Origin of the sequence: Priestia sp. HNGD-A6 (assembly GCF_045784335.1) — a bacterium.
Lineage (GTDB): Bacteria > Bacillota > Bacilli > Bacillales > Bacillaceae_H > Priestia > Priestia zanthoxyli.
This window is the reverse complement of the sequence record NZ_CP138621.1, coordinates 4,771,759-4,795,586: the sequence shown is the minus strand read 5'-3', so window position 1 is coordinate 4,795,586 and position 23,828 is coordinate 4,771,759. Positions and strand designations below refer to the sequence as shown.

Below are 23,828 nucleotides of genomic sequence, written 5' to 3'. Positions count from 1 at the left end.
GTTTGAATTTTCAATCAATTATTTAGAACATATTTTATTTAAACGAAATTGGTTTTTAATCAGGTGAATTTCATAAAAAACTGTGCATACCTTCATGCCTTTGTTCAAAAGATAAAGATGCAGATCTAGAAAATCAGCTACATAAACGAACAGGTAAGGTGGGTTTTTTCGTGGGAAAATTTTTGTTTTTAGCAGCCTTTGTCTTTTTTTGTTTTACGCTTTCCATTTCCGCAGAAGAAAATATACCAGAAGAAAATATAGAATCACACGTAAGTCAGCCTGTTGTAAAAGATTTTATTTATCAATCTCTTGAACCTTGGGTACATCGAGATATTACTTCTCATTATGAGAAGGTGTACGGTAAACAGCATAAAAAAGTAAAAGTTCGCCCGATTAAAAAAGATGATATCGGAATACAAATGGGTGAAATACAGCCAGGTAAAGGCGGTAAGTTCACTCATATTGTGCGGGTAAAAATCTTAAACTTGAAAGTAAAACCTGAGGGAGAAGATGAATTCTTTGCAACGGATACGCTTATTTACAAAGTGAATATCAACGACCTTTCTGCTGAAAATGATGTAGAAAACGTCGTAAAATTACTCGAGTATAAACATCAAGAAAGATAAAGGCTCAAAAAGCCAATTCTTACCCCTTTTGAAGGTATTTATTCCGCTATTCAAAAGGGGCTTTATTATGAAGTGTGTTTTCTCTTCACAATTTTAGGGAATATAACTACCACTTATCCCCTAATTTTTTCATATTGCTAGTGCATAAGATACGAACTTGATAACTTTTTGTCGGTTTTTATCTATTTCTGTAGGGTTTCCTGTAGGATGAAAAAGAAAGTAAAGCGCTTTAATTGCTATGACAGAAAGGTTGAGGATAGCTGTCCTGCATAACTGGAAATTAATAGGTAGTAAGAACTGCATGTAACGACAAAAGTTGACAGCGAAAGATTTCAGAATAATAATAATAAAGCAACAACGTTTAAACGAAAGACTTATTTTACATGAAAGGTGTTAGTCAGATGAACAATTTACATCGAAGAATGGGAACATTCGCGTTAACCATGACGGGACTTGGATCAATTATTGGTTCCGGCTGGTTATTTGGAGCGTGGCGAGCAGCTCAAATTGCAGGGCCGGCAGCTATTTTATCATGGGTCATTGGAATGGTCGTTATTTTATTTATTGCACTTTCTTACAGTGAATTAGGATCCATGTTTCCCGAAGCCGGCGGGATGGTCAAGTATACGCAGTACTCACACGGTTCGTTTATTGGTTTTATTGCTGCTTGGGCAAACTGGATTGCGATTGTATCCGTTATTCCAGTCGAAGCAGTAGCTTCTGTACAGTATATGAGTTCGTGGCCTTGGAAGTGGGCACAGTGGACAAGCCACCTCGTAGAAAAAGGAACGTTAACTGGCGAAGGATTAGCTATCGCTACTGTGCTATTGATTATTTACTTTTTACTGAATTATTGGACAGTTGGACTATTTTCCAAAGCCAACTCGTTAATTACTATTTTTAAAATTGTTATACCAGGACTTACAATCGGAGCACTTTTATTTGTAGGCTTTCACGGCGAGAACTTCACTTCTGGAAGCAGCATCGCACCAAACGGCTGGGCTAGCGTGCTTACAGCAGTTGCTACGTCTGGGATTGTGTTTGCTTTTAACGGTTTTCAAAGCCCTATTAATATGGCGGGAGAAGCGAAAAATCCGGGCCGCTCTATTCCGATTGCGGTAGTAGGCTCAATTTTAGTTGCTACAGTCATTTATTTGCTTCTACAAATTGCATTTATCGGGGCAGTAAATCCTTCTGATATTGCGAAGGGATGGAGTCATTTAAACTTTAACTCTCCGTTTGCAGATTTAGCCATTGCCCTTAACATTAACTGGCTTGTCATTGTCCTGTATGCAGATGCGTTTGTTTCACCATCTGGAACAGGTATTACGTATACAGCTACTACTGCTCGAATGATTTATGGTATGGAACAAAATAAATATTTGCCAAGTGTCCTAGGACGCCTTCATCCGATTTATGGTGTTCCGCGTCAAGCCATGTTTTTTAACTTAGCTGTTGCTCTTGTCTTTTTGTTTTTATTTCGGGGCTGGGGCGTGCTTGCTGAAATTATTTCAGTCGCTACGCTTATCTCTTACATTACAGGTCCTGTTACGGTTATGACGCTAAGACGAACTGGCAGCGATTTATATCGTCCCCTTCGTTTAAAGGGATTAAGCATCATTGCGCCGCTTGGTTTTATTTTTGCCTCTTTAACCTTATATTGGGCGCGCTGGCCGCTAACTGGACAAGTTTTGTTTATTATTTTAATCGGCCTTCCTATTTATTTTTATTATCAAGCAAAGGCTAAATGGAAAGGTTTTCGACAGAACTTCAAAGGCGGCGTATGGATGGTTGTATACTTACTTTGTATGATGACTATTTCCTGGCTTGGAAGCGAAAAGTTTGGCGGCCTTAATGTTATTAAATACGGATGGGATATGGGAATTATTGTTGTTGTTTCTCTTCTCTTCTACACATGGGCTTTAAAAAGCGGCTTCAAAACTGAGTATTTAGAGAATGGAAGAAAAGTAAATGACTCTTTAAAAGCAGCAGTGAATGAAACAGCCGCTTCTAAAGAGTCATAACAAAAGCACCTTGCATAAGCAAGGTGCTTCTTAGTGAGCAGTTCTAACTTTTTTCAGCACGTCTTCGATCGTAATTTGGTCTAAATGCCTGATTACGCTTTGCTCACTCTCTGTAAAAATGTCGTCCATCACTGTTTGAATGTTTGATTTCACAATACAGTCAGCGTCAGGGTCGCCGCTGCACCAGTGAGGCTTCAACGTTCCTGTCGATATAACTCGGTAAATCAACCCAAGACTTATTTCAGCAGGGCTGCAGCCTAAAGTATAACCGCCGCCTAGCCCTTCTTTTGTCCGAACCAAGTTGTTTTTTCTGAGTGTACTCATTGTTTTCCGAACCCGTGCAGGATTGGTACAGATATTATAAGCAATCGATTCACTGCTTGCTCGGTGATCTGGTAAATTTGCTAGGAACACTAAGCTGTGCACGGCAATGGTAAATTCACTGTTCATCTTCCATAAACCACCTTTTTTCTTTCTCTACTGTAACGTTAAGTGAGACAGTTCGAAAAGTCAAGAGAGCAAGGAGGGAAAGAAGAACTGTAGCTTTATTTATTCACGGTCTTCTTTTTCTATACTTTCTACTTCGTTAGCTGAGTTGATTTCAAGGTATACCGTCTTTTCTTTTAAACTGCCTTTTTCTTCTTTTTCAAAATCTGTGCTTTTTTGATACGTTTTTTTGCCGTTTGGAACTTTTACCGTTATATGTTTGTTACTTTCTTCTATAAAAATACCCACAACTTTACGTTCGTTTCCATCTTGTTCGTACACGCCATCTTTATCTGCTTTTGCTTTTGGAGTTAATTCAATACTAATTGCTTCTTGTGTAGCTGCGTCAATCTCAGCTTCTACTTCTTTATTAAGCATATCTTTTAGCTGTGAGCCTTCCACTTCCATCCCAGAGCTCTTTGGTACTTTAACAAGTTGATCATCAATATTCAGCGTCATTTCTTTTTCAGCGTCTTTTTTTAACGTACCGATCAAGTCAAAATCTTCTTCTTTCCCCTTTTTAATGTCTGGGTCATTGGAATACTGCTGTAGCTTTGTCAATTCTTGACGGTCTTCAATTGGTTTTTCCTCTGCTTTATGATTGTCGGATTTTGTCTTGTTAGCTGGTTCACCTGAACAAGCTGCCGCACTTCCAATCATACATAGAGTGACTAAGGACAGGATTCCTTTTGTTAGCTGTTTTTGCATATGTATTCTCCTTTTTCTTTTTTATTTCCACCTTTATACATATGTAAAACAAAAAAGTGAAACATAACGACATCCAGGAAACCTACGCTCATCCTACCAATGAAAAAATCCGAACGGGTTGAATTCTTTATCAAGAATCAAACCCGTTCGGATTTTCTTTCAACTAAAACACTTTTGTCCTAGCTTCTTTTTAAAGCTGCTGTTGCTTCAATATATGATTCGCTTCTTCTAAGTAAGTCACATACGCCTGTACTTGTTTATCACCGTAATTATCTAGTTCAAACAGCGCTTCTTGTATAAAATTAAAATTATCAATAATATGCTGTGTTTTCATGCCTCGGCTTGTGAGTAAATTGTTTAACCATAAGGCATAGTCCGTAAAAATTTGCAGATTGTCTAACTTATATGTTGTCTCTAAATACTTCATATGATAATGATTATCTTCATGGCATCTTTCTTTGCCGCGCTCTCCGAATTTTTCGAGCAAAGAAGGTTCTAACTCGTAGATTTTCTCCGTTACTCTTTCGACGATCTTATTAACGGGAAGTGAACTCATCGTGCCACCACTTTGTACTGAGAAACTTTTGGGATGACGGCTGCCAGTTCTTGATCAGGGTACTTTTTCTCTAAATCATGAATACGCTTGAAATCTTCGCTTCGTACCCAGCTTAAATAATTCTCTTTCGTATCAAATGTAAGCTGAACGGTGAGCTCCCCTGCTCGCTTATCGTTTTGAAGAAGTAGAAAGTCTACAAATCCTGGAGCCTCGTCGACTGATTTTGAACGATTTTTATAAATTCCAATCACTTCTTCAGCTTTTTCATCCGGTACATTAAATGTTGAAAATACGGTGTACATCTTTGTTCCTCCCTTTATGATACAAAACCTGGGTTCTTTTCTCTTTATTGTACATCATATAGGAGATGAAATGGTGTTACGTTTAGATTTCACTGGGGTTACAGCAGGTCTTTAACTTAAAAGCCCTTTGAAACAGCGTTTCAAAGGGCTTTTTTATCCGTTATTAGTTTTCGATTTTTGTTAATTGTTCTGTATGTGTTTTTACACGTGCTGGATCAATTGTAATACGGGCAACGCCTGAATCCATTGCTGCTTTTGCTACAGACTCTGCTACAGCTGGCGCTACGCGAGGATCAAATGGTCCAGGGATCACGTAATCTGCGTTTAGCTCTTCTTCTGTAATAAGGGCTGCAATTGCTTCAACAGCAGCTTTTTTCATTTCTTCGTTAATATGAGTAGCGCGAACGTCTAACGCACCGCGGAAAATCCCAGGGAATGCAAGAACGTTATTTACTTGGTTAGGGAAGTCTGAACGACCTGTTCCAATAACAGCCGCTCCTGCTTCTTTTGCAGCGTCTGGCTTGATTTCGGGATTAGGATTTGCCATCGCAAAGATAATTGCATCTTCATTCATTGATTTAACCATCTCTTGAGATAATGCATCTGCTGCAGATACGCCGATAAATACATCTGCGCCTTTAATTACATCGCTTAGCGTACCGCTTTCTTTGTTTACGTTTGTATAAGAAGCCACTTCCGCTTTTACTTTGTTCATACCTTGAGGGCGTCCTTCATAAATAGCACCTCTTGTATCACACATAATCATGTCACGTACACCGTAAGAATAAAGAAGTTTTGTAATAGCAATGCCGGCAGCTCCTGCTCCGTTTAAGACAATTTTTAAGTCTTCCATTGATTTGTTTACAATTTTTAATGCATTTACAAGTCCTGCTACTGTTACGATCGCTGTACCGTGCTGATCATCATGGAACACAGGAATATCTACTTCTTTTTTCAGGCGCTCTTCAATTTCAAAGCACTGTGGAGCTGCGATATCTTCTAAGTTAATGCCTCCGAATGTATGAGCCATTAATTTCACAGTTTCAACAATTTTATCTGTATCTGTTGTATCAAGTGTAATTGGGAATGCATCTACGCCTGCAAAGCTTTTAAATAAAATTGCTTTTCCTTCCATAACGGGAAGTGAAGCCGCAGGTCCGATGTTTCCAAGACCAAGAACAGCAGTACCATTTGTCACAACGCCGACCATGTTTCCTTTCATTGTGTAATCATACACCGTTTCTGGATGTTCATGAATTTCTTTACAAGGTTCTGCTACTCCCGGAGAGTAAGCTAAGCTTAAATCTTGAGCGTTTTGAACTTCAACTTTTGATTTAACTTCTAACTTACCTTGTTTTTCTTGATGCATATGTAGTGCTTGATCACGTAGTGACATAATTGTATTCTCTCCTTTTTTTCTATACATTTAAATTTTTTAATGAATTTATTTAACACTTGCTTTTTATCTCCATAATTGTAAGACAACCTGACTGAATAAATTCACAGACAAGTGCCATTATGAAACAAGAAACATAAAAAGTAAACTATCTTGCTTAAACGACTGCTGCGCTTTGTTAATATAAAGTATAGACGTGTCGGAAACTCTTGTTTGTCTCACTTCAAGTTGTCTGATATACAGACAACTTAGAAAACATACAACTGCTCACTATAGCGCTTTCAAATACGTTTCAGCAAAATCGACGGCTTTAGGCATTGAAAAGAAGTATGCACGTGCTGAACCAATTTTTTTAACTTTTATTCCTTTTGCTTCAATAAACGCTTCACCTATCTCTTCAAACAGTCCTTCTCGAAACTCTAATTCTTTATACGTCCTCCATACTCGCTTTCCTGAATCCATAACTGGAGATCCTTTTTGAATCACGTTTCGATATGGAATTCGATATTCTGCTAGATGAAAAGAAGTATTATTCCCAAACCCGACACCTAATAATAAAACAAAGGCATGTTTTTTGTAAAGCCTTTCAAGAGGAGAATTTTCGCCTAAACTAAATTCAAGGGGATGATCTCTTAAGATGTCTTCGCTGTCCTTTCCCCAAGCGGCGAATGAATACATTGGATGGCTGCTTCTTCTTACGTCAGGATATGTTCGAAAAGTTTCCACAATTTGTCCCATCCCGCTTGTTGGTGTGTACACTGGATCATACGGGGGCATCGTTTCCCGAATAGTTTCCCACCACTCTTTTGGCACAGCCGGATTGCCCCATTCCGATGGATCCGAAAGATCGACCGACTGTGACGGCATCACGATCGTTCCTTCCTCTGTCACAGTCTCCATTAAAGCTTGAACAACGGCTACTGAACCTCCGTTTACCCACCCTAATGAAGATAGTGAAGAATGAACCATGATAGTCATCCCTTGTGTGATGCCTAACCTGCGTAAATCTTCTTTTAACGTGTCTTTCGTTCTAGGATGATCTGTTGCTTGGACAATGTGCTTCATCGTAAGCTCCTTACTTATAGTGCTACTAGAATGTGTTGCTGAACTCTAGCAATATATGTAAAACTTATGTTTCCATAATAGTAAGAATAACAACAATTGTCAAATTATTTAAAGTAATAGAAAAACTTAGTTTTATTCATATCAGTTATCATACAACTGACTTATTGGTAAGGTTTATTCCCTTCAATTATCCTACTATAATAACCGCTACTGAGGTCTTTCAATAAATTAAAAAGAAGAATATTCCTATAAATAAAAGCAATACTAAGGAAGCTATACATATTTACCTATCACTATTTTCAGGAGGAATGTGTACAATGAGCACATCAAAACTTCCGCCGCTCACGTCCTCAGAGCTTGCTAACTTATGGATGACTTATCAGGAAAAAACGATGATTTTGAGGTTCTTAGAATATTTTCTGGAAGATAAACAGGATTACAAAGAACTTTTTGAGCTATATTACAGCCGATCTTTAAAAAGTGTAGCGCAAATAAAAGAAATATTTGAGAACGAAGGCGCTGTTATCCCAATTGGTTTTACGAAAGATGACGTGAATGTAGGAGTTCCTAAGCTATACGACCATATGTTTGAAGTTATGTATATACGCTTAATGTCTCAAATTGAAACAGGACTGTTTGCTTTGCATTCGACCATGTCTTACCGAGAAGATATACGGAATTTCTTTGTAGATGCAACAGCAGAAGCACAGGACATATACAATCAATCCACACAAGTATTGTTAGAAACGGGTGTCATCGCAAAACCCCCATACGTTTCTATGCCGAAGGAAGTTCATTTTGTCCATGCGCAAAATTATATAGGCGGATTGAGCTGGTTTAGCGAAAAAAGATCGTTGAATACCATTGAAGTGTCACTTATTCAACATGCTGTTGATACAAATCTTGTAGGAATGCAGCTGATGATTGGTTTTGCTCAAGTGGCCAACAACAAAGAGGCACAGCAGCATTTTGTCAGGGGTATGAAGCTTTCGAAGAAAATTGAAACAGAATTAGGTGATATTTTACGCCATAGCTACATAGAACCTCCGGCTACTCATGCTGGAAAAGCGACGAATTCAACCGTTCCTCCTTTTTCAGATAAGCTGATGATGTACAATACGAGTCTTTTGAGTACGTTCGGTCTGGGGAGTAACGCCTTAGGAGGAGCCTTTAGTTTAAGAAGTGATTTGCCATTAAAGATGCTACAGCTTGCAAAAGACATTTACAGTTTGGCAAAAGAAGGCGGAAAAATTATGATTCAAAACGGATGGCTTGAAGAGCCTCCTCAAATTGAAGATCGCAATCAGTTAACCAAAAAATAGGTTCTTTGCTACAGGAAAGCTAGCTGCTAAACGTGCAGCTAGTCCTATTTGTTTTTTTAGTATACTGTTTTTGCTACCCTTACATAAAAATTGTTTGCGTTATTTAGAAGCTGTTCCTATCTTTTTCCTAGTCATTTAGCTCATATCTCTACTTAATTTATAACAGAAAAATAAAATAAAAGGGATTTTTTCCAAGCTGCCGAAATCTTTCTATATAAAATAGAAAGGAGAAAAATATGTTTCCTATTCTTTCTACACCTCGCACTAAACTGCGTGAAATAACAGAAGCGGATGCAGATACTATCTTTGACTGCTTTTCTCAGGAAGAAGTTATCAAATATTACGGGCAAGAAAAATTCACAACTTTCCAAGAAGCTTTGGTGCTGATTGATATTTTTGCTGAAAACTACAGAAATCAAAAAGGTTTGCGTTGGGGAATCGAACGGCTCGATACGGGGGAACTAATCGGGACAGTTGGATTGAATCAGTGGAACCAAAAGCATAAGCGCGCGGAAATTGGCTATGAGCTACACCCTCAGCACTGGGGTCACGGCTATGCTTCGGAAGCTGCTTCGGCTGTTATGGCTTATGGATTTGCTACCCTTCAGCTAGTGCGGATTGGAGCTGTTGTGTTTCTTGAAAACAAAGCATCACAGCACGTGCTTGAAAAGCTCGGGTTTCAACAAGAAGGAGTGTTAAAAAACTATATGTATCAAAACGGAAAAGCTCACGATACGTTTGTTTATAGCTCCCTGCCTCCTACATCATAAAAAAAGGATTCTTTTTAAGAAAAGAATCCTTTTTCGTTTTATTTAAACGCCGCATACCCATCATCAGCCATGATGACACTGCCGTTTACAGCTCCCGCTTCTTCTAAGGACAGCAAATAAACCATATCTGCAATTTGTTTTGGATTAGTGAGCTTTCTGCTCATCGTTTTTGCTTTCATTCCTTCAATCATACCGTTGTCTTTATAGCCTTGAATAATAGGCATATCAACAAATCCTGGCGCAACGGCGACGACGCGAATACCGTATTTAGCGAGATCTAGCGCAGCTGATTTTGTCATCATCACAACAGCTCCTTTTGTTGCATGATAAGCATACGTTCCGGGTGAGGCTAAGAAGCTAAAAATAGAGGCCGTATTGATAATGACGCCTTTAATACCTAACTCTCTCATTTTCCTGCCTGCTGCCATAATCCCATATGTAACGCCGTGCTGATTCACATTAATAATACGGTGATATTCTTCTAAGTCTTGATCTAAAATAGATGTAGGACGTCCAATCCCTGCATTGTTAAACATCACATCAATTCGTCCAAATGTATTCACCGTTTTCTCAATCAGTGCTTCCACTTCTTCAAACTTGGTGACGTCCGTTTGCACAAATAAAGCGTGGCCTCCAGCTTCTTCAATTTGTTGAAGAGTCTCTTTTCCTTTTCCTTCATCATAATCAGCAATGACCACTGCGTCTCCTTTTTGCGCGAACTTTAAGGCAGTTTCTTTGCCAATCCCGCTTGCTCCCCCTGTAATAACCGCTACTCGTTTTTGCTGCATGTTTCTCCCTCCTTGGTGAAAATTCCTTTCTTTTACATTATAGCATTCTTTTTTCTATCAGCTGTTTCTATTCATCACCTCATTGCTATGAAATTGGTTAAGTTAGGCATAGCCAAACGCCTTTTTTACTAAAAATCAGCGGGTGTACAAGCAGTTTGGCGTTTTTTGCATTTACTATAGGGTAAGGAGGTGATGGCTATGCATGAACACACGGGTAATGTATCTATTCCGCGTCCTCCGGATGTGGTGACAATTCTGTGGGAGCGAAATCCTTTGGATAGACAAGCTCCTCGTACCATCGTAGAAGCAACGGTAATTGGCCGCGCAAATCCTTGCGGACGTTTGTTAGCTCAAGGTCAGCGCTACCGCACTGCAGCTCATTGTTTACTTGACAACGGCTTTGAACAAATTACTGCTGAAAGATTAGGGGTATTTGGAGTAGCTGTATTTGTTAGAGAATACTAAAATAGAAAAAGGGACTTTTCTGTAAGTTAGAAAAGTCCCTTCATACGTATTATGCGTGGAAATTCGTGCCGTCTGTTACAGCTTCAATTACTCCAGCGCGGATGACAAAGTCACCAAAGTGCTCGCCTTCTTCTCTTTCTTTTGCATAGCGAGGAAGTAAGACGCGCAGTTCATTTAAAATTTCTTCTTCACTGATATTTTCACGGTACATTTTGCTTAAACGGCTGCCGTCAAATGCTGCTCCAAGGTACATATTGTATTTACCCGGCGCTTTACCAATAAAAGCAATTTCACCTAAAGCAGGACGCGCACAGCCGTTAGGACAGCCCGTCATACGAATCGTGATTTCTTTATCGCGAAGGCCGTTTTCATCTACAATTGCTTCAATCTTCTCAACAAGAACTGGAAGATAACGCTCAGCTTCTGCCATCGCAAGCCCGCAAGTCGGAAGCGATACGCAAGCTAATGAGCTGCGGCGAAGAGCCGAATAATGCTTGCCGTCTGTTAATCCATACTGTTCAATCAAGTCACTAATTTGCTTTTTCTTTTGAGTGGATACGTTCGCGATAATTAAATTTTGATTAGCCGTTAAACGGAAATCACCGCTATGAACTTTTGCAATTTCACGAAGACCCGTCATAAGCTTATAGTCTTCAAAGTCAGCAATACGTCCACCTTGAACAAAAAGAGTAAAGTGCCATTTTCCTTTCACACCTTTTTCCCAGCCGTAGCGGTCTCCGTTATGATCAAAGTGATAAGATTTTGCTTCGTCTAAGCTCCAGCCCAGACGGTTTTCAAGCTCTTCTTTTACCGTTTCTAATCCAAGACGATCAACCGTGTATTTAAAACGCGCGTTTTTACGCACAGAGCGGTTTCCATAATCACGTTGAATCGTAATGACTTTTTCCGCTACTTCTAGAATTTGGTCAGGTCGGCAGAAGCCAATCACTTTTGCAAGCTGAGGGTAAGTTGCTTTATCCCCGTGCGTCATACCCATACCGCCGCCGATTGCTACGTTAAATCCAACAAGCTTCTCGTCTTCTAAAATGGCAATAAAGCCAAGGTCTTGTGAATACACGTCAATATCGTTAGAAGGTGGCACAGCTACGCCAATTTTGAACTTTCTTGGCAAATAGAGCGGACCGTACATTGGTTCCACTTCTTCTTCCACTTCCGGTGTGCTAATGACTTTCTCTTCATCTAGCCAAAGTTCGTGGTACGCTCTTGTACGAGGCAATAAATAATCACTTAATTTTTTTGACCATTCGAATACTTCAGCGTGCACTTCTGACTGATATGGATTCGGATTGCACATTACGTTACGGTTTACATCTCCGCAAGCTGCAATTGTGTCTAATAAAGAAGCATGAATTTCTTGAATCGTTTTCTTCATGTTCCACTTTAAAATTCCGTGCATTTGGAACGCCTGACGAGTTGTCAGCTTTAACGTTCCATTTCCGTATTTTTGTGCTAAATCATCCATCACTAGCCACTGTTCTGGTGTTGAAACACCGCCTGGCGTACGAACGCGAAGCATGAATTGGTAAGCTGGCTCTAGCTTTTGTTTTTGACGTTCATTACGAAGATCTCGATCATCTTGTAAGTAGCTTCCGTGGAACTTCATCAAACGATTATCGTCTTCAGAAATACCTGAGCTGATGCGGTCTAGCATTGTTTCTCCTAATGTACCGCGTAAATAATTACTTTCATCTTTTATGCGCTCAACGTCACTTGGAGGACCTTCGGGCGCTTTTAAAATTTTGTTTACCATGTTGAAAATCTCCTTTCAATCCTCAGTATACATCACGCTGATAACGTTTTTGTTTCTTCATTTCAGCAAGGTAAGCTTCCGCCTCTTCGCGGCTCATCTTGCCTTCTGTTTCAACAATTTCAACTAGCGTGTTGTGCACGTCGCGTGCCATATTTGTTTTATCTCCGCACACATAAAAAGATGCGCCTTCTTCTAACCACTGGAATAATTCTTTACTATGTTCAAGCATACGGTTTTGTACGTATACTTTTTCTTCAGTATCGCGTGAAAACGCCACGTCCATTTTCGTTAGCACGCCGTCTTTTAACCACTTTTGCCACTCTGTTTGGTAAAGGAAGTCTGTTACAAAGTGCTGATCTCCAAAGAACATCCATGACTTACCTTTTGCTCCTGTTTCTTCACGCTCTTGCATAAATGAGCGGAACGGAGCCACACCTGTACCAGGTCCCACCATAATAATCGGCGTTTCTTGGTTTTGAGGAAGCTTAAAGTTTTTATTGCTTTGAAGGTATACAGGAATCGTATCACCTGGCTGCAAACGTTCTGAACATAGGACTGAACAAACACCTTTACGCTCGCGTCCATGCGCTTCGTAACGTACCGCTCCAATTGTTAGATGAACTTCGTCAGGATTTGCTGACAAGCTGCTTGCAATTGAATAAAGGCGCGCTGGCATTTTGCGTAAAATAGCTACAAACTCTTGTGCTGATACGTTCCATGGGCCGAAGTCACGAACTAAGTCAATTACATCACGGCCTTGTGTGTATGCTTTTAATTCCTCGCGATTTTCTACAAGCGCTTTTAATTTATCATTTCCAGTAAGCTCAGCTGCTTGCTTTAAAAGCGGCTTTGTTAACACGGTAATTTCAAAATTAGAGAGTAGCGCTTCTCTAAGAGGACGCGTTTCTCCTTCTTTATTAACCGTTACACTTTCACTCGCATCCCACTTGAATTCGTTAAGAAGAAGATCAACAAGCTCAGGATCATTTTCAGGATAAATACCTAAACTGTCTCCTGGTTCATACGTCAAACCTGAACCTTCTAGAGATAGTTCTAAGTGTCGCGTTTCTTTATTTGATCCGCGGCCGTTCAAGTTTAAGTTCTCAAGCACTTCTGCTTTAAAAGGATTTGTTCTTGAGTACGGGGAAGTTCCTGCAGGAGCTTCCGCCGGAACAGCTGCCGAAGCGCTGTGTCCTTTCGCTTCGCTTAATCCGTCAATAACACCTTTAAGCCATTTATTTGCGGGCTCTTCAAAATCTAAATCACAGTCAACGCGCGGATACAGTCTTTCACCGCCAAGTTCTGCTAAGCGCACATCAAATTCTTTCCCTGTTTGACAGAAAAATTCGTATGAGCTGTCTCCAAGCGACAAGACAGAAAAACGGAAATTCTCAAGCTTTGGCGCTCGACGGCCGTGAAGAAATTCGTGGAAAGATAGCGCGTTATCAGGCGGCTCTCCTTCTCCATGTGTACTTACAACAATTAATAAATTTTCAAGTTTCTTTAAATTATTTGGTTTGAAATCATTCATAGAAGATACAGTTACATTAAAACCTTTTGCTTCAAGCGTTTTGCCTGTATTTTCAGCAAGACCTTGAGCATTTCCTGTCTGTGATCCGTAAAGAATCGTTACGTCTTTTGAAATCGTCTGCTCCGCCTGAGCAGGCGCTGCTGTAGAAACGTCTGGCGTTCCTTCGGCAGACGTAGATTGAGATGCTGTTAAATAACCACTCAACCACATTTTTTGTGCTTCTGTTAATGTCGGCAGAAGGCGATTAAGCAAATCTGCTTGTTCTTGATTAAAAGGGCTGTTTACTACCTTAAGTTGCAACACTGTCCACCTCACAAAAATATATAATTTAAATATGTATGCTTTTACGAATCATCTTCAACAACATGTAATACCTGTGTCTAATTAATCAATGATGTTTCCCTTCATACATTATTATTCCTATAGATTATATCAAATTTAATTATATAAATCATTAGAAAATTCTTATCAAATTCGTCTACCTGCATTTTATCGGAGAAGAATAAATTAGTAAAATACATATAATTGATAACTAGTATTAAGATCATTAATAATTGAAGCTGTCGTTACGTTTTTTATAAATGCAGTTACTTCCATATCTGCTCATTCTACATCCTTCACACGAATATGAATATTTTGTAATTTTTAGAGAAGTTTTGTAGAAACGGTTTTCTTTCTCATCAGAATGTTACATAATAAATGTAACATTAATCCTTTTAAAAAACACTATACGCAAAAGACAGTATATTCTGAAATTTAGGACAGTTTATAGGTGAGCTAGCAACCTTTTATCCATTCATACACGGTGAAGAATATAAAGGGAAGCTTGCAGTACATACCATTCCCTTTTGCTCATCTCAAATGAAAGGACTGGCTTTTAAATCAGGTAATCTTTTTTAAGGAGGCTTCTTGAATGTTTTTACGAGAATTAACGAAAAGTGGGACGATAACTGTTTCTTACTATAAAGATGGAACGTTGCAAACGTGCAAAGGCCGCGTGCACAACTTAAATCTCCATCAGCAAATTCTATCCGTAAAAGACGAAAATGAAGCCGTTGTTTCCCTTTTGCTTTCTGATATTAAATCCATTCATTAGTATGTAAAATTAAGGAGGAATTACTATGTGGAAAGATAATAAGCAAGCGCTTACAGATTTTGTGTCGGAAGATCGGTTTGAACTGAACTTATATTTATCGTATTTGCTTGATCAAATTTCGTATGACACGTCTAAACAATCCCCTTTTCTTCGCAAGCCTAATGAAACAACTAGTTAATATAGAAAAAAAGCGCACAAATTTGTGCGCTTTTTTTAATGTGATGGCTCTACTTCAGCAATGCCTTCTTCTGGTTTTTCTTCGGCTTTTTTATTTGAAAGCTTGATCTGTCTTAAGAACAATGTGCATACCGCTCCTAAAATAATAAAAGCTAAGCCCATGAAAAAGACGCTGTGCAATGCGCTCATTAGCGAGGTCTTCAAAATAGGCACAATGCTGTCTGAAAGCGCAGCTGGAATACTCTTTAGCGCCTCAGGACTAAACAGCATCTGCAGCACACTTTCAGGATTCGTATCAATCGCTTTTTTGAACCCGTCGGCAAAAGCGCTTGCTTGAGCAGGCAATGAGTTTAAATATGGAACGAGTTTGTCAGTAAGAAGCGTACCTGATTTGGCGTTCATTATCGCTCCTAAAATGGTAATACCGAACGTTCCTCCAATTGAACGGAAAAATTGACTTGATGATGTAACAACACCGAGCTCTTCTTTTGAAAAGCTTTCTTGAAGAGCAAGCGTTAAAATTGGCATTACAAGACCCATTCCTAAACCGATTACGGCCATATAAGAAGTAGCAACAAGCTTGCTAGTATGAAGGTCTAATGTTGTTAACAAGAAGAACCCTCCTGCCATAATGAGCATACCCGTAACGATTTGAGGCTTGATTCCAACTTTATAAACAAGCTGACCTCCAATAATACTCGTTACAATCATTGAAATCATCATTGGTGTCATAATGGTACCTGATTCTGAGGCGCTGACTCCAACGATTCCTTGCATAAAGAACGGAACAAATGTAATAGCTCCGAACATACCAATGCTCATAAAAAAGCCAATGATATTTAAAAGCGTAAACGTTCGGTTCTTAAATAAATACATCGGAAGAATTGGTTCTTTAGCTTTCGTTTCCACAATAATAAAGCTTATAATCCCAGCAACAGCAAGTGCAAACAAACTAATAATCTGCCAAGAGTTCCAGTCGTAATCTTTTCCTCCAAAGCTCAGGGCAAGAAGCAAGCTTACTACTCCGATAACCATTGTGAACATACCAGCTACATCGAATTTAACAGGTCCTGTATGTTTTTTTCCTTGAAGTCCGAGCGCAATAAAAACGGTAGCGAGTATCCCTACCGGCAAGTTAATGTAAAACACCCATTTCCAGTTCAATGAATCAACAATCCATCCGCCAATTTGCGGACCGATGACAGAAGCAAGACCATAAATTCCTCCGAATACTCCTTGAAACTTTGCTCGTGCTTTTCCTGTAAATAAATCACCGATTACAATCATTGCCATCGGCATCATAACGCCGCCGCCAATTCCTTGTAATGCACGGAATAAAATAAGCTCTGTCATATTATTTGCCATCCCGCATAAAGCAGAAGCCGCCATAAAAATAATAAGTCCTGTAACATAAATTACTCTGCGTCCTACTAAATCAGCGAGCTTTCCTGCAATCGGAACAACCGTTGTTGACGTTAATAAATAGGCTGTTGTCAGCCATGTCATCATGCTTAAACCACCAAGGTCTCCTACGATTCTTGGCATAGCTGTTCCGACAATGGTTCCATCAAGTGCAGAAAAGAACATCGCAATAATTAACCCAATTAATAAAAGCGTGCGCTTTGAATTTTTTTGATTTTCCATCGTGTGTCTCTCCTCTTTTTTGTTACTGCTGCTTATCTTTATAAGAAGCAGCTGATGTTGCAAGCTTTTTCGTAATAGAAGCCATCATGGAAAGCTCTTCTTCTGTTAGATGCAAAAGGTAGCGGTCCATAATGGCTTTTCGACCATTTAGCACGTCTTCAAGTTTGCGATGCCCAAACTCCGTTAAGGTAATGTCAACAACTCTTCTGTCTTCTTTATTGTGTTCTCTTATCACAAAATTGTGCTGTTCAAGACGATCCACTAAAAGAGTCACGGCGCTCGGTTTTACATCCATTAGCTCTGCAATTTGAGAAACCTTACTGCTCCCTACTTTCTTTAAATAAGAAAGAACAAATAATTGCGTAGGAGTCATCTCATGCTCATTTAGGCTCTCCATCATTTCGGGCTGCATTTTTTCAAATAGCACTTGAAGCGATGAACGAATCTCCCCAAGATACTGATTGCTTTTTGTCACATCTATTCCTCCAGGCTTGCTTATTTATTTCATGTTATAAATAGTTAATGCTAATTAAATATAAATGCATATAAACTAAAAGTCAATTATTTCTTTTTTAGTATTGACCCTTACGCTGCGTTATATTTTATAGTAGATTTCAGAAGGGAGATGAAAGAATGAACAGAAAAGTAAAAGAAGTGGCTGACTTAGTAGGAATCAGCGTCCGCACGCTGCATCACTATGATGAAATCGGGCTATTAAAACCTGATGCTGTCAGTGAATCCGGCTACCGGCTTTATTCACCGGCTAATCTTGATATGCTTCAGCAAATATTATTTTTTAAAGAACTTGGCTTCCCTTTAAAACAAATTCAGGAGATTATAACAGACCCAACATTTAATCGCACAGAAGCGTTGATACTGCAAAAAAACATGCTGATTGAAAAACGCAGTCGGCTCGATCAAATGATTGCAACCATTAATAAAACGATTCAATATGAAAAAGGAGCGATTGAAATGAACGAAAAAGAGCGGTTTAAAGGGCTGGATTTTTCGCATAACCCATACGAAGAAGAAGCCCGGAAGCGCTGGGGAAATCAGCGAGTAGATGAAGCGAATGAAAAAGTACAAAGCTTTTCACATGAAGAACAGCAGCGCATGTCAAACGAATGGGAAAGTATCTACACTCACTTAGCTTCTCTGCGTGATCTGTCACCATCCTCTACAGAAGCTCAAAAAGCCATTGAGCAATGGTATCAATTTTTAAATAAGAACTTTGGAACGTATTCATTAGAAGCCTTTAAAGGTCTTGGAGAGATGTATGTACAAGATGAGCGGTTTACATACAGCCAACATCGATCGCTACGGAAAAGGATTAGCGAAATTCATGAACGAGGCGATGAGTACATTTGCTGATGCTAGAAAACAATAAATCAAAAGAGATTGAGATATAACTACATCAATTATATGAAGCCTACGTTCATCACCACAATGAAAAAATCCGAACGATGAATCGTTCGGATTTTCATTCACTTAACATACTTTTGTCTCAGCCTCTTTTTATAAGTGAAGACCCATAAGCATTGTATTATAGTAGACGCCATTTATATAGGTGTCTTTTTCTTTTAATCCTTCTGTTTGAAACCCTAGCTGTTTGTATAAAGAAATAGCTCTTTGATTATCTTCTCGCGTCACAAGTTCGATTTTTTTTGTTTGTTTATTCATACGTGCCCATTCAATCAGCTCAATCATTAGCTGTCTTCCTAGCCCTAGCCCGCTATAAGCATTCTCTACCACGATACCAAGGGTACCCACATGCTTATTACGCGGGTTTTGAGACGAGGTGATGGATGCAATACTAATGATTTTCTCTTCTTTTTCAGTCACGACTATAAGAGAGTTTTGCTCTTGTTTTACAGAAGCTAAAAACACTTCATACTCTGAAACTGGTCTAAGAAACTCCCCTTCTCCAAATGAAAGAAAATCACTTTCTCCTCCCACTCGATTGTAAAAAGCAATCATTTTCTCTGCGTCTTTTGATTCTGCTTCTCGAATGGTGACGCCTATACCATTCTTTAATGTACGTAAACTCATATATCTATCTTCCTTTTAGTTATTCTTGTTTGCCTATATGGGTTTTAGCGCTGTTTTTCTCTCCACTGACCTAACCACATGCGATTCCCTAAAGCCGTAAAATCATTTTCGTCGGCGTAGCGTTCAATGACGGAAAGCGCGTTGTCCTCAAGCATTGGTGAATAGCTCATAATTTCTAAAATATGATGTGCAGCCCATAGGTCAATTCGATAAGTAGGATTCGTCAGCAGTGTTGAAAATTCAAAGAGCATGCCTGGATAGTATAAATGAATGAGCTGCGCAATTTTTTTCATATCTTCTGCAGCTCGGTTTCCTTTTTTTACAGATTTTTTATCTCGATAATCGATTTCATAATGAATTTTTGCGCTTTTTTGATAAAGATCAACTAGCGTTTCGTACGTACGATGTTTCTGCATTTCTCATCTTCCTTTGCTTCTAGATTTCCTCGTTTGAAGATGCTATAGTTCATTTTTAGGTTTCATATACTCAAATAAATGCAGCAAAAATATGATGCTTCCGCCAATGCACATCACAAAACTTAACGTAGCAGGATACTGAATAAAGAAACCGACAACACCAAAAATCAGCATAGCAAGCGCTCCTATCATCATAAACAGATGATAAGCCGGTGTATTTTCTTCATTATTCATACATAACTCCTTTTCACTATTTTTTAAGTTATTAAAAAGATATGACACTTCTTTTGGACTATGATCTTTTATTTTGCTGCCGCTTTATTTCTTTAGTTTAGCACGAAGTAACGTGAGAAGGCCTCCTCCAAACATCACGCCACCCACAATTTGATACAGGTGTATGTAACTTTTTACCGTTTCAACATACAGATCTGTGTCTACATTCCCTTTACTTTCTAGCCATTTTTGGCCCATTGCCTGACCCGTTGCAACGCTTTTTAACAAAACGACCAGGCCTCCGAGCATGACAACGGCGGCGATCATAAGCTGTACCTTTTCTTTGTCATCTAGCATTTTTTTGAATTCGTCTGCCATCTATCTCTCTCCCATCCTTACCTTGTTATGTATCTACTTGTTTGTAATCATGCTGTTTTTTCTCTATTATAACGCTCAACTTGGTCATTATAACACGGTTTTGCACTGCCTTTAGTCTTACTTTTCATAAATGAAGCCATTTTGGGTGATACTATTTTTGAAACACAGGCGTCTTTAACATCCCTTCATTATTTTTGAAGGGTTACTAATTGAGGTTGATACATGCTTATATTTTTAGGGATTTTTTTACTTTGTGCGGCTGTTTGTTTAGTAGAAATACCTTATTTAAAAAAAGTGAACAGTCAAAGAGAAAAGCGAATTTTTTGGAGTTTGTTCATAGTAAGTATTTTAATTGTTAGTTTAAAATATGGCGGTGTGGAAATCCATAACCCTGGAGACGGCATTGCTTTTTTATTAAAACCTTTTAGTGATTTTTTGTTCAGTCTGTTGAAGTAAAAGGAAGTGAACAACGTGCATAGTCAGATAAAATTATCCGCAGCACAGTTTCGAATACTCGTGATTTTTTATAGTTTAGGCGACACTATTTTAGTCGTACCTGGAAGCTTAACGGCTGATTCTAAACAAGAGGCATGGATTCCAGCCATTTTGGGCGTAGGTGTAGGCGTTTTTCTTGTATGGATGTATATCAAACTTTCTAGCCTTTATCCGAATAAAACCCTTGTAGAACTAAACGAAGCCATTTTAGGCAAGTGGCTAGGAAAGTTTTTCTCTCTTTTATTTGTCGCTTCTACTCTTCTTTTTTGCAGTCAAGTTTTGTTTTACGTGGGCTCATTTCTAACAACTCGCATTATTATTCAAACGCCTATGCTTGCTGTTCATATTTTGTTTATGGGAATTGTGATTGTCGGCGTTCGTCTTGGCATTGAAACGATTGCCCGCTGTGCTGAAATTCTCTTTCCTTGGTTTGTTATTCCGTTTTTAATCTTAGTTTTTTCGATCTTCCCTCAAATTCATTATGAGAATTTGCAGCCTTTGTTAGAGGTAGGCATTAAGCCTATTATTAGATCTATTCTGGTCTTTACAAGTATTACGTCTCTCACTTTTATTGTATTGCTGACCGTTTTCCCTGCTCACGTAGGGGAACCTGATCAGCGAAACCGCGCTTTTTTTACAGGAAGCTTAATCGGCGGAGGCATTATGATTATTATTTTATTACTTGGCATTCTTGTACTTGGAAATACGTATACACGTATCGCTTTATATCCAAGCTATGAGCTTGCAAGGCGTATCGAAGTTGCCGATTTTCTGAAAAATATTGAAGTAATCATGGCCATTATGTGGTTTTTATCTCTTTATTTCAAAACGTCTCTCTACTATTATGCGACCGTTTCCGGACTCGCTCAAATTCTTGAATTAAAAAACTACCGAATTTTAACTCTTCCGCTAGGCATTATTGCCGTTACATTTTCACTTATCGTGTATCCAAGCATTCCCTATGAACAAACGTGGGACAGAGATACGTGGATTCCGTACAGTCTGTTATTTGGACTATTTTACCCTCTTGGGTTATTAATAGTTGGGAAAATTCGCGTAAAGCATTCGGCGTCTTTATCGAAATAAAAAGAAATTGAGACATAACGAAATCCATCCAATCAACAGCTAGAAGGAAGCTACATGCATGAAACTTAGATTCATCCTACCAATAAAAAAATCCGAACGATGAATTGTTCGGATTTTCCCTCAACGAAACTACTTTGTTTTACCCTCTTTTAAAAGAACACGGTTATACTCACTAATCCATTCCACAGCATATGTAAAATCATAGATGGGAAAATAGATTTTGTTCGATAATAAATAATGGCGAAAACAAGTCCCATGACGGTAGCTGTAATCGGAAAGCCAATATGTAAAAGACCGAATACAAGAGCGGAAACGAAAATGCCCACAAGCACGTGATGGCGTTTGGTTAAGAAACCACATAAAACACCTCTATAAAGCAGCTCTTCTTTAATAGGCGTGATAACTGCTACACTTATAAAAAATATCCAGCTTGAAAGCTGCGTTTGATTAAAACTGCCTTGATTTAAATCTTTTTGCTGCTGATCTGCGCTTTCTACGTTTAAAAATGAAAGCATCACGTACTGCACCGCGGCTACAATTAAAAAGCCTACCACAATATATACATACGTTTTCCCTTCTTTTAATACCGAGACGTTCCACATAGGTTTTAAAAATCTGCGCACAGGTCTATAAAGCACCGCAACCCCTAGAAAAAATGCCGCGTCTACAAGCAGAGCATATGGGCCTTCTAATAAAATTCCTGTCATATTTGAACCCATAACTTCATCGTAAATAGCTACTCCAATTCCGGCTATGATTTGCAGTCCAAAGCCCAACACGATAAATAGAAGCAATGTGAAGTAAGTAAACTCTTTTTTCTTTTTAGGCTTTAAAACCGGTTCTGAATTTGTTGATAACGTACTCAAAATAGCAACCTCCAAAAATGATTCTTTCTCTCTAGTGCTCTCAAAATTCTATCATAAACTCAGTTTAATTATGTTATTTTTTAGGAAAAAAGTTATATTTTTTCACATTTTATACACAAAGGCAGGGCTTCAAAAAATAAATGCGCTAACCAAATTAGTTGTCAACTTCCTTATATTTGATTACGCTTGAAGAAATCTTACCGAAAGTGAAGTGAAAAAATGGCAAACATTTTAATGATCAACTTTCCCGCTGAAGGTCACGTAAACCCAACGCTTGGAATGGTAAAAGCTTTTTCAGACCGAGGTGATACAGTTCATTACATTACGGCCGAGCGTTTTAAAGAGCGCCTTGAAAACGCCGGGGCTATCGTACACATTCACCCAGACTTATTAAGCGGTGTATCCATCAAGCCTGAAACTCCTCAAGGAATCAACGCTTTTTTAAACATCCACATCCAAACGTCTTTAGATACGCTGAAGCTTGTTCATATATTATCAAAAAAAATTGAATTTGATTTTGTGTTTTACGACAAGTTTGGAGCAGGCGAATTAGTGCGTGATTATTTGCGGATCCCTGGCATTGTATCATCTGCTTCTTTTTTAATGCCGAAAGACCGCTTAGCAATGATGCCTCTTCATCCTGATTCAGGCGTTCCATTTAAGCCGGATGAACAAGCTCAGTACGGGCTCAGCCTGCTTAAAAATCAGTTTGGCGTAGAACCTAAAAATCTGCTTCAATTTATGAACAATGAAGGCGAATTAACGGTCGTGTACACAAGCCGCTTTTTCCAGCCTCTTCATGAACATTTTGATGACTCGTGTTTATTTATTGGGCCAAGCTTTCCAAAGCGTCACCGCTCTCATGATTTTCCGTTAGAAAAGCTGAAAGACGAAAAAGTTCTTTATATTTCAATGGGAACGGTACTTCATGACGTAGAAGGCTTTTTCAACCTTTGCATCGACGCATTTAGCGATTTTGATGGAAAAGTTGTGATTGCAGCAGGAGACCGGGCCGATTTTAAAAGAATTAAAAAAGCGCCAGAGCATTTTATTATTTTGCCCTATGTTCCTCAGCTTGACGTGTTAAAAGAAGCGGACGTTTTTATCACGCACGGAGGCATGAACAGCGTAAACGAAGCTATTCATTTTAACGTACCGTTAGTCGTTTTACCTCATGGCAAAGATCAGCCGATCGTTGCTCAAAGGCTCGTGGAACTAAACGCCGGGTATCGCTTAGCAAAAGAAACGGTAAACGCCTCTCTTTTAAGAAGTGCCGTTGACGAAGTTGTCCGCGACGACTCCTATAAAAAAGGAATTAAAGAAATCAACGCAAGTTTCCAGCAGGCATCTGGACCGGCTGCAGCAGCCGAGCAAATTATCAATCACGTAGTGAAGCAACATTCATAAAGAAAAGGTGCACTGATGTGCACCTTTTTCGAATTAAAACAGCCATGTACAAACGGTATATACGCCAATGATTAGTATACTCATCTTACTAAGCGTACAATGAACGATAGTTAATTTTTGAAAGAGCACGGTCATGAACAAAGACCTCCTACTCCTTTAAAAGAGAAAAAGATGAAGAATAGAGGCGTTTC

General features: G+C 38.9%; 26 protein-coding genes and 1 pseudogene. 11 read left to right on the top strand and 16 right to left on the bottom strand.

Annotation, left to right across the window (positions count from 1 at the left end):
* The first annotated feature begins 170 nt into the window (after nt 1-170).
* Nucleotides 171-626 carry a hypothetical protein gene (locus SCI76_RS24905; protein WP_048018968.1) on the top strand — a complete coding sequence of 152 codons (456 nt, stop codon included), beginning with the start codon at nt 171-173 and terminating at the stop codon, nt 624-626.
* Nucleotides 627-1,027: 401 nt separating this feature from the next.
* On the top strand, nt 1,028-2,650 hold the full coding sequence (locus SCI76_RS24900) for an APC family permease (RefSeq protein WP_168760991.1): 1,623 nt from the start codon (nt 1,028-1,030) through the stop codon (nt 2,648-2,650).
* Nucleotides 2,651-2,680: 30 nt separating this feature from the next.
* Here the strand turns inward: SCI76_RS24900 and SCI76_RS24895 are convergent, their stop codons facing one another.
* The 6 genes from SCI76_RS24895 to SCI76_RS24870 form a co-directional block, all read right to left on the bottom strand.
* Nucleotides 2,681-3,100: an Rrf2 family transcriptional regulator gene (locus tag SCI76_RS24895; RefSeq protein ID WP_028414393.1), complete on the bottom strand. Its 420-nt coding sequence runs from the start codon at nt 3,098-3,100 to the stop codon at nt 2,681-2,683.
* Between the two features lie 99 nt (nt 3,101-3,199).
* The gene (locus SCI76_RS24890; RefSeq protein ID WP_168760992.1) at nt 3,200-3,844 is read right to left on the bottom strand and encodes a hypothetical protein; all 645 of its coding nucleotides are present in this window, start codon (nt 3,842-3,844) and stop codon (nt 3,200-3,202) included.
* Nucleotides 3,845-4,034: 190 nt separating this feature from the next.
* Nucleotides 4,035-4,400, bottom strand: coding sequence for a hypothetical protein (locus SCI76_RS24885; protein WP_025751140.1), 366 nt, complete (start codon nt 4,398-4,400; stop codon nt 4,035-4,037).
* Entirely contained in the window at nt 4,397-4,702 is a 306-nt protein-coding gene (locus tag SCI76_RS24880; RefSeq protein ID WP_013057785.1) for an antibiotic biosynthesis monooxygenase, read from the bottom strand. The genes SCI76_RS24885 and SCI76_RS24880 overlap by 4 nt, the downstream gene beginning before the upstream one ends.
* A 163-nt stretch (nt 4,703-4,865) precedes the next feature.
* A complete protein-coding gene (locus tag SCI76_RS24875) occupies nt 4,866-6,098 on the bottom strand; it encodes an NADP-dependent malic enzyme (protein ID WP_033580580.1) in 1,233 nt (410 codons plus the stop codon).
* Between the two features lie 270 nt (nt 6,099-6,368).
* Nucleotides 6,369-7,163, bottom strand: a complete 795-nt coding sequence (locus SCI76_RS24870) for an aminoglycoside N(3)-acetyltransferase (protein WP_168760994.1) — start codon at nt 7,161-7,163, stop codon at nt 6,369-6,371.
* 317 nt (nt 7,164-7,480) lie between these two features.
* Here SCI76_RS24870 and SCI76_RS24865 point away from each other — a divergent pair, with 317 nt between their 5' ends.
* The gene (locus SCI76_RS24865; protein ID WP_045293334.1) at nt 7,481-8,485 is read left to right on the top strand and encodes a DUF3231 family protein; all 1,005 of its coding nucleotides are present in this window, start codon (nt 7,481-7,483) and stop codon (nt 8,483-8,485) included.
* A gap of 236 nt (nt 8,486-8,721) precedes the next feature.
* A complete protein-coding gene (locus SCI76_RS24860) occupies nt 8,722-9,255 on the top strand; it encodes a GNAT family N-acetyltransferase (RefSeq protein WP_407544645.1) in 534 nt (177 codons plus the stop codon).
* Nucleotides 9,256-9,293: 38 nt separating this feature from the next.
* Here SCI76_RS24860 and SCI76_RS24855 read toward each other — a convergent pair whose 3' ends face one another.
* Nucleotides 9,294-10,043 carry an SDR family NAD(P)-dependent oxidoreductase gene (locus tag SCI76_RS24855; protein ID WP_407544643.1) on the bottom strand — a complete coding sequence of 250 codons (750 nt, stop codon included), beginning with the start codon at nt 10,041-10,043 and terminating at the stop codon, nt 9,294-9,296.
* Between the two features lie 198 nt (nt 10,044-10,241).
* On the opposite strand from SCI76_RS24855, the gene SCI76_RS24850 reads away from it, so the two are divergent.
* On the top strand, nt 10,242-10,508 hold the full coding sequence (locus SCI76_RS24850) for a hypothetical protein (RefSeq protein ID WP_033580575.1): 267 nt from the start codon (nt 10,242-10,244) through the stop codon (nt 10,506-10,508).
* Between the two features lie 49 nt (nt 10,509-10,557).
* On the opposite strand, the gene cysI is transcribed toward SCI76_RS24850, so the two are convergent.
* Complete coding sequence (gene cysI, locus SCI76_RS24845; RefSeq protein WP_048018962.1) at nt 10,558-12,279, bottom strand: assimilatory sulfite reductase (NADPH) hemoprotein subunit; 1,722 nt, start codon at nt 12,277-12,279, stop codon at nt 10,558-10,560.
* A 22-nt stretch (nt 12,280-12,301) separates the two neighbouring features.
* A complete protein-coding gene (locus SCI76_RS24840; protein ID WP_047750521.1) occupies nt 12,302-14,110 on the bottom strand; it encodes an assimilatory sulfite reductase (NADPH) flavoprotein subunit in 1,809 nt (602 codons plus the stop codon).
* A gap of 613 nt (nt 14,111-14,723) precedes the next feature.
* Here SCI76_RS24840 and SCI76_RS24835 point away from each other — a divergent pair.
* Nucleotides 14,724-14,906, top strand: a complete 183-nt coding sequence (locus SCI76_RS24835) for a YolD-like family protein (protein WP_013083869.1) — start codon at nt 14,724-14,726, stop codon at nt 14,904-14,906.
* Between the two features lie 25 nt (nt 14,907-14,931).
* Nucleotides 14,932-15,084: a hypothetical protein gene (locus SCI76_RS24830; RefSeq protein ID WP_168760996.1), complete on the top strand. Its 153-nt coding sequence runs from the start codon at nt 14,932-14,934 to the stop codon at nt 15,082-15,084.
* Nucleotides 15,085-15,119: 35 nt separating this feature from the next.
* Here SCI76_RS24830 and SCI76_RS24825 read toward each other — a convergent pair whose 3' ends face one another.
* Complete coding sequence (locus tag SCI76_RS24825) at nt 15,120-16,727, bottom strand: MDR family MFS transporter (RefSeq protein WP_221832593.1); 1,608 nt, start codon at nt 16,725-16,727, stop codon at nt 15,120-15,122.
* Nucleotides 16,728-16,749: 22 nt separating this feature from the next.
* Entirely contained in the window at nt 16,750-17,202 is a 453-nt protein-coding gene (locus tag SCI76_RS24820; RefSeq protein ID WP_048018960.1) for a MarR family winged helix-turn-helix transcriptional regulator, read from the bottom strand.
* Nucleotides 17,203-17,360: 158 nt separating this feature from the next.
* Between SCI76_RS24820 and SCI76_RS24815 the strand changes: the two are divergent.
* A pseudogene (locus SCI76_RS24815) lies at nt 17,361-18,114 on the top strand (MerR family transcriptional regulator).
* A 128-nt stretch (nt 18,115-18,242) separates the two neighbouring features.
* Here the strand turns inward: SCI76_RS24815 and SCI76_RS24810 are convergent.
* From SCI76_RS24810 to SCI76_RS24795, 4 genes are all read right to left on the bottom strand, one after another.
* Nucleotides 18,243-18,776: a GNAT family N-acetyltransferase gene (locus tag SCI76_RS24810; RefSeq protein ID WP_048018958.1), complete on the bottom strand. Its 534-nt coding sequence runs from the start codon at nt 18,774-18,776 to the stop codon at nt 18,243-18,245.
* 44 nt (nt 18,777-18,820) lie between these two features.
* On the bottom strand, nt 18,821-19,192 hold the full coding sequence (locus SCI76_RS24805; protein ID WP_013083874.1) for a hypothetical protein: 372 nt from the start codon (nt 19,190-19,192) through the stop codon (nt 18,821-18,823).
* A gap of 42 nt (nt 19,193-19,234) precedes the next feature.
* On the bottom strand, nt 19,235-19,426 hold the full coding sequence (locus SCI76_RS24800) for a hypothetical protein (RefSeq protein WP_014459359.1): 192 nt from the start codon (nt 19,424-19,426) through the stop codon (nt 19,235-19,237).
* Between the two features lie 84 nt (nt 19,427-19,510).
* Complete coding sequence (locus tag SCI76_RS24795; protein ID WP_028414407.1) at nt 19,511-19,783, bottom strand: hypothetical protein; 273 nt, start codon at nt 19,781-19,783, stop codon at nt 19,511-19,513.
* 222 nt (nt 19,784-20,005) lie between these two features.
* On the opposite strand from SCI76_RS24795, the gene SCI76_RS24790 reads away from it, so the two are divergent.
* Together SCI76_RS24790 and SCI76_RS24785 are read left to right on the top strand one after the other, a co-directional pair.
* Nucleotides 20,006-20,239 carry a hypothetical protein gene (locus SCI76_RS24790; protein ID WP_407544637.1) on the top strand — a complete coding sequence of 78 codons (234 nt, stop codon included), beginning with the start codon at nt 20,006-20,008 and terminating at the stop codon, nt 20,237-20,239.
* A gap of 15 nt (nt 20,240-20,254) precedes the next feature.
* Nucleotides 20,255-21,364 (top strand): endospore germination permease, encoded by a 1,110-nt coding sequence (locus tag SCI76_RS24785; protein ID WP_407544635.1) that lies wholly within the window; start codon nt 20,255-20,257, stop codon nt 21,362-21,364.
* Nucleotides 21,365-21,513: 149 nt separating this feature from the next.
* On the opposite strand, the gene SCI76_RS24780 is transcribed toward SCI76_RS24785, so the two are convergent.
* On the bottom strand, nt 21,514-22,230 hold the full coding sequence (locus tag SCI76_RS24780; protein WP_033580570.1) for a CPBP family intramembrane glutamic endopeptidase: 717 nt from the start codon (nt 22,228-22,230) through the stop codon (nt 21,514-21,516).
* A gap of 219 nt (nt 22,231-22,449) precedes the next feature.
* On the opposite strand from SCI76_RS24780, the gene SCI76_RS24775 reads away from it, so the two are divergent.
* Nucleotides 22,450-23,637 carry a macrolide family glycosyltransferase gene (locus SCI76_RS24775; protein WP_407544633.1) on the top strand — a complete coding sequence of 396 codons (1,188 nt, stop codon included), beginning with the start codon at nt 22,450-22,452 and terminating at the stop codon, nt 23,635-23,637.
* Nucleotides 23,638-23,828: the final 191 nt, after the last annotated feature.

Bases quoted from the DNA above. Each gene is read 5' to 3' on its own strand.
- SCI76_RS24900 (WP_168760991.1), top strand. From the start codon at position 1,028: ATGAACAATTTACATCGAAGAATGGGAACATTCGCGTTAACCATGACG.
- SCI76_RS24895 (WP_028414393.1), bottom strand. From the start codon at position 3,100: ATGAACAGTGAATTTACCATTGCCGTGCACAGCTTAGTGTTCCTAGCA.
- SCI76_RS24890 (WP_168760992.1), bottom strand. From the start codon at position 3,844: ATGCAAAAACAGCTAACAAAAGGAATCCTGTCCTTAGTCACTCTATGT.
- SCI76_RS24885 (WP_025751140.1), bottom strand. From the start codon at position 4,400: ATGAGTTCACTTCCCGTTAATAAGATCGTCGAAAGAGTAACGGAGAAA.
- SCI76_RS24880 (WP_013057785.1), bottom strand. From the start codon at position 4,702: ATGTACACCGTATTTTCAACATTTAATGTACCGGATGAAAAAGCTGAA.
- SCI76_RS24875 (WP_033580580.1), bottom strand. From the start codon at position 6,098: ATGTCACTACGTGATCAAGCACTACATATGCATCAAGAAAAACAAGGT.
- SCI76_RS24870 (WP_168760994.1), bottom strand. From the start codon at position 7,163: ATGAAGCACATTGTCCAAGCAACAGATCATCCTAGAACGAAAGACACG.
- SCI76_RS24865 (WP_045293334.1), top strand. From the start codon at position 7,481: ATGAGCACATCAAAACTTCCGCCGCTCACGTCCTCAGAGCTTGCTAAC.
- SCI76_RS24860 (WP_407544645.1), top strand. From the start codon at position 8,722: ATGTTTCCTATTCTTTCTACACCTCGCACTAAACTGCGTGAAATAACA.
- SCI76_RS24855 (WP_407544643.1), bottom strand. From the start codon at position 10,043: ATGCAGCAAAAACGAGTAGCGGTTATTACAGGGGGAGCAAGCGGGATT.
- SCI76_RS24850 (WP_033580575.1), top strand. From the start codon at position 10,242: ATGCATGAACACACGGGTAATGTATCTATTCCGCGTCCTCCGGATGTG.
- cysI (WP_048018962.1), bottom strand. From the start codon at position 12,279: ATGGTAAACAAAATTTTAAAAGCGCCCGAAGGTCCTCCAAGTGACGTT.
- SCI76_RS24835 (WP_013083869.1), top strand. From the start codon at position 14,724: ATGTTTTTACGAGAATTAACGAAAAGTGGGACGATAACTGTTTCTTAC.
- SCI76_RS24830 (WP_168760996.1), top strand. From the start codon at position 14,932: ATGTGGAAAGATAATAAGCAAGCGCTTACAGATTTTGTGTCGGAAGAT.
- SCI76_RS24825 (WP_221832593.1), bottom strand. From the start codon at position 16,727: ATGGAAAATCAAAAAAATTCAAAGCGCACGCTTTTATTAATTGGGTTA.
- SCI76_RS24810 (WP_048018958.1), bottom strand. From the start codon at position 18,776: ATGAGTTTACGTACATTAAAGAATGGTATAGGCGTCACCATTCGAGAA.
- SCI76_RS24805 (WP_013083874.1), bottom strand. From the start codon at position 19,192: ATGCAGAAACATCGTACGTACGAAACGCTAGTTGATCTTTATCAAAAA.
- SCI76_RS24800 (WP_014459359.1), bottom strand. From the start codon at position 19,426: ATGAATAATGAAGAAAATACACCGGCTTATCATCTGTTTATGATGATA.
- SCI76_RS24795 (WP_028414407.1), bottom strand. From the start codon at position 19,783: ATGGCAGACGAATTCAAAAAAATGCTAGATGACAAAGAAAAGGTACAG.
- SCI76_RS24790 (WP_407544637.1), top strand. From the start codon at position 20,006: ATGCTTATATTTTTAGGGATTTTTTTACTTTGTGCGGCTGTTTGTTTA.
- SCI76_RS24775 (WP_407544633.1), top strand. From the start codon at position 22,450: ATGGCAAACATTTTAATGATCAACTTTCCCGCTGAAGGTCACGTAAAC.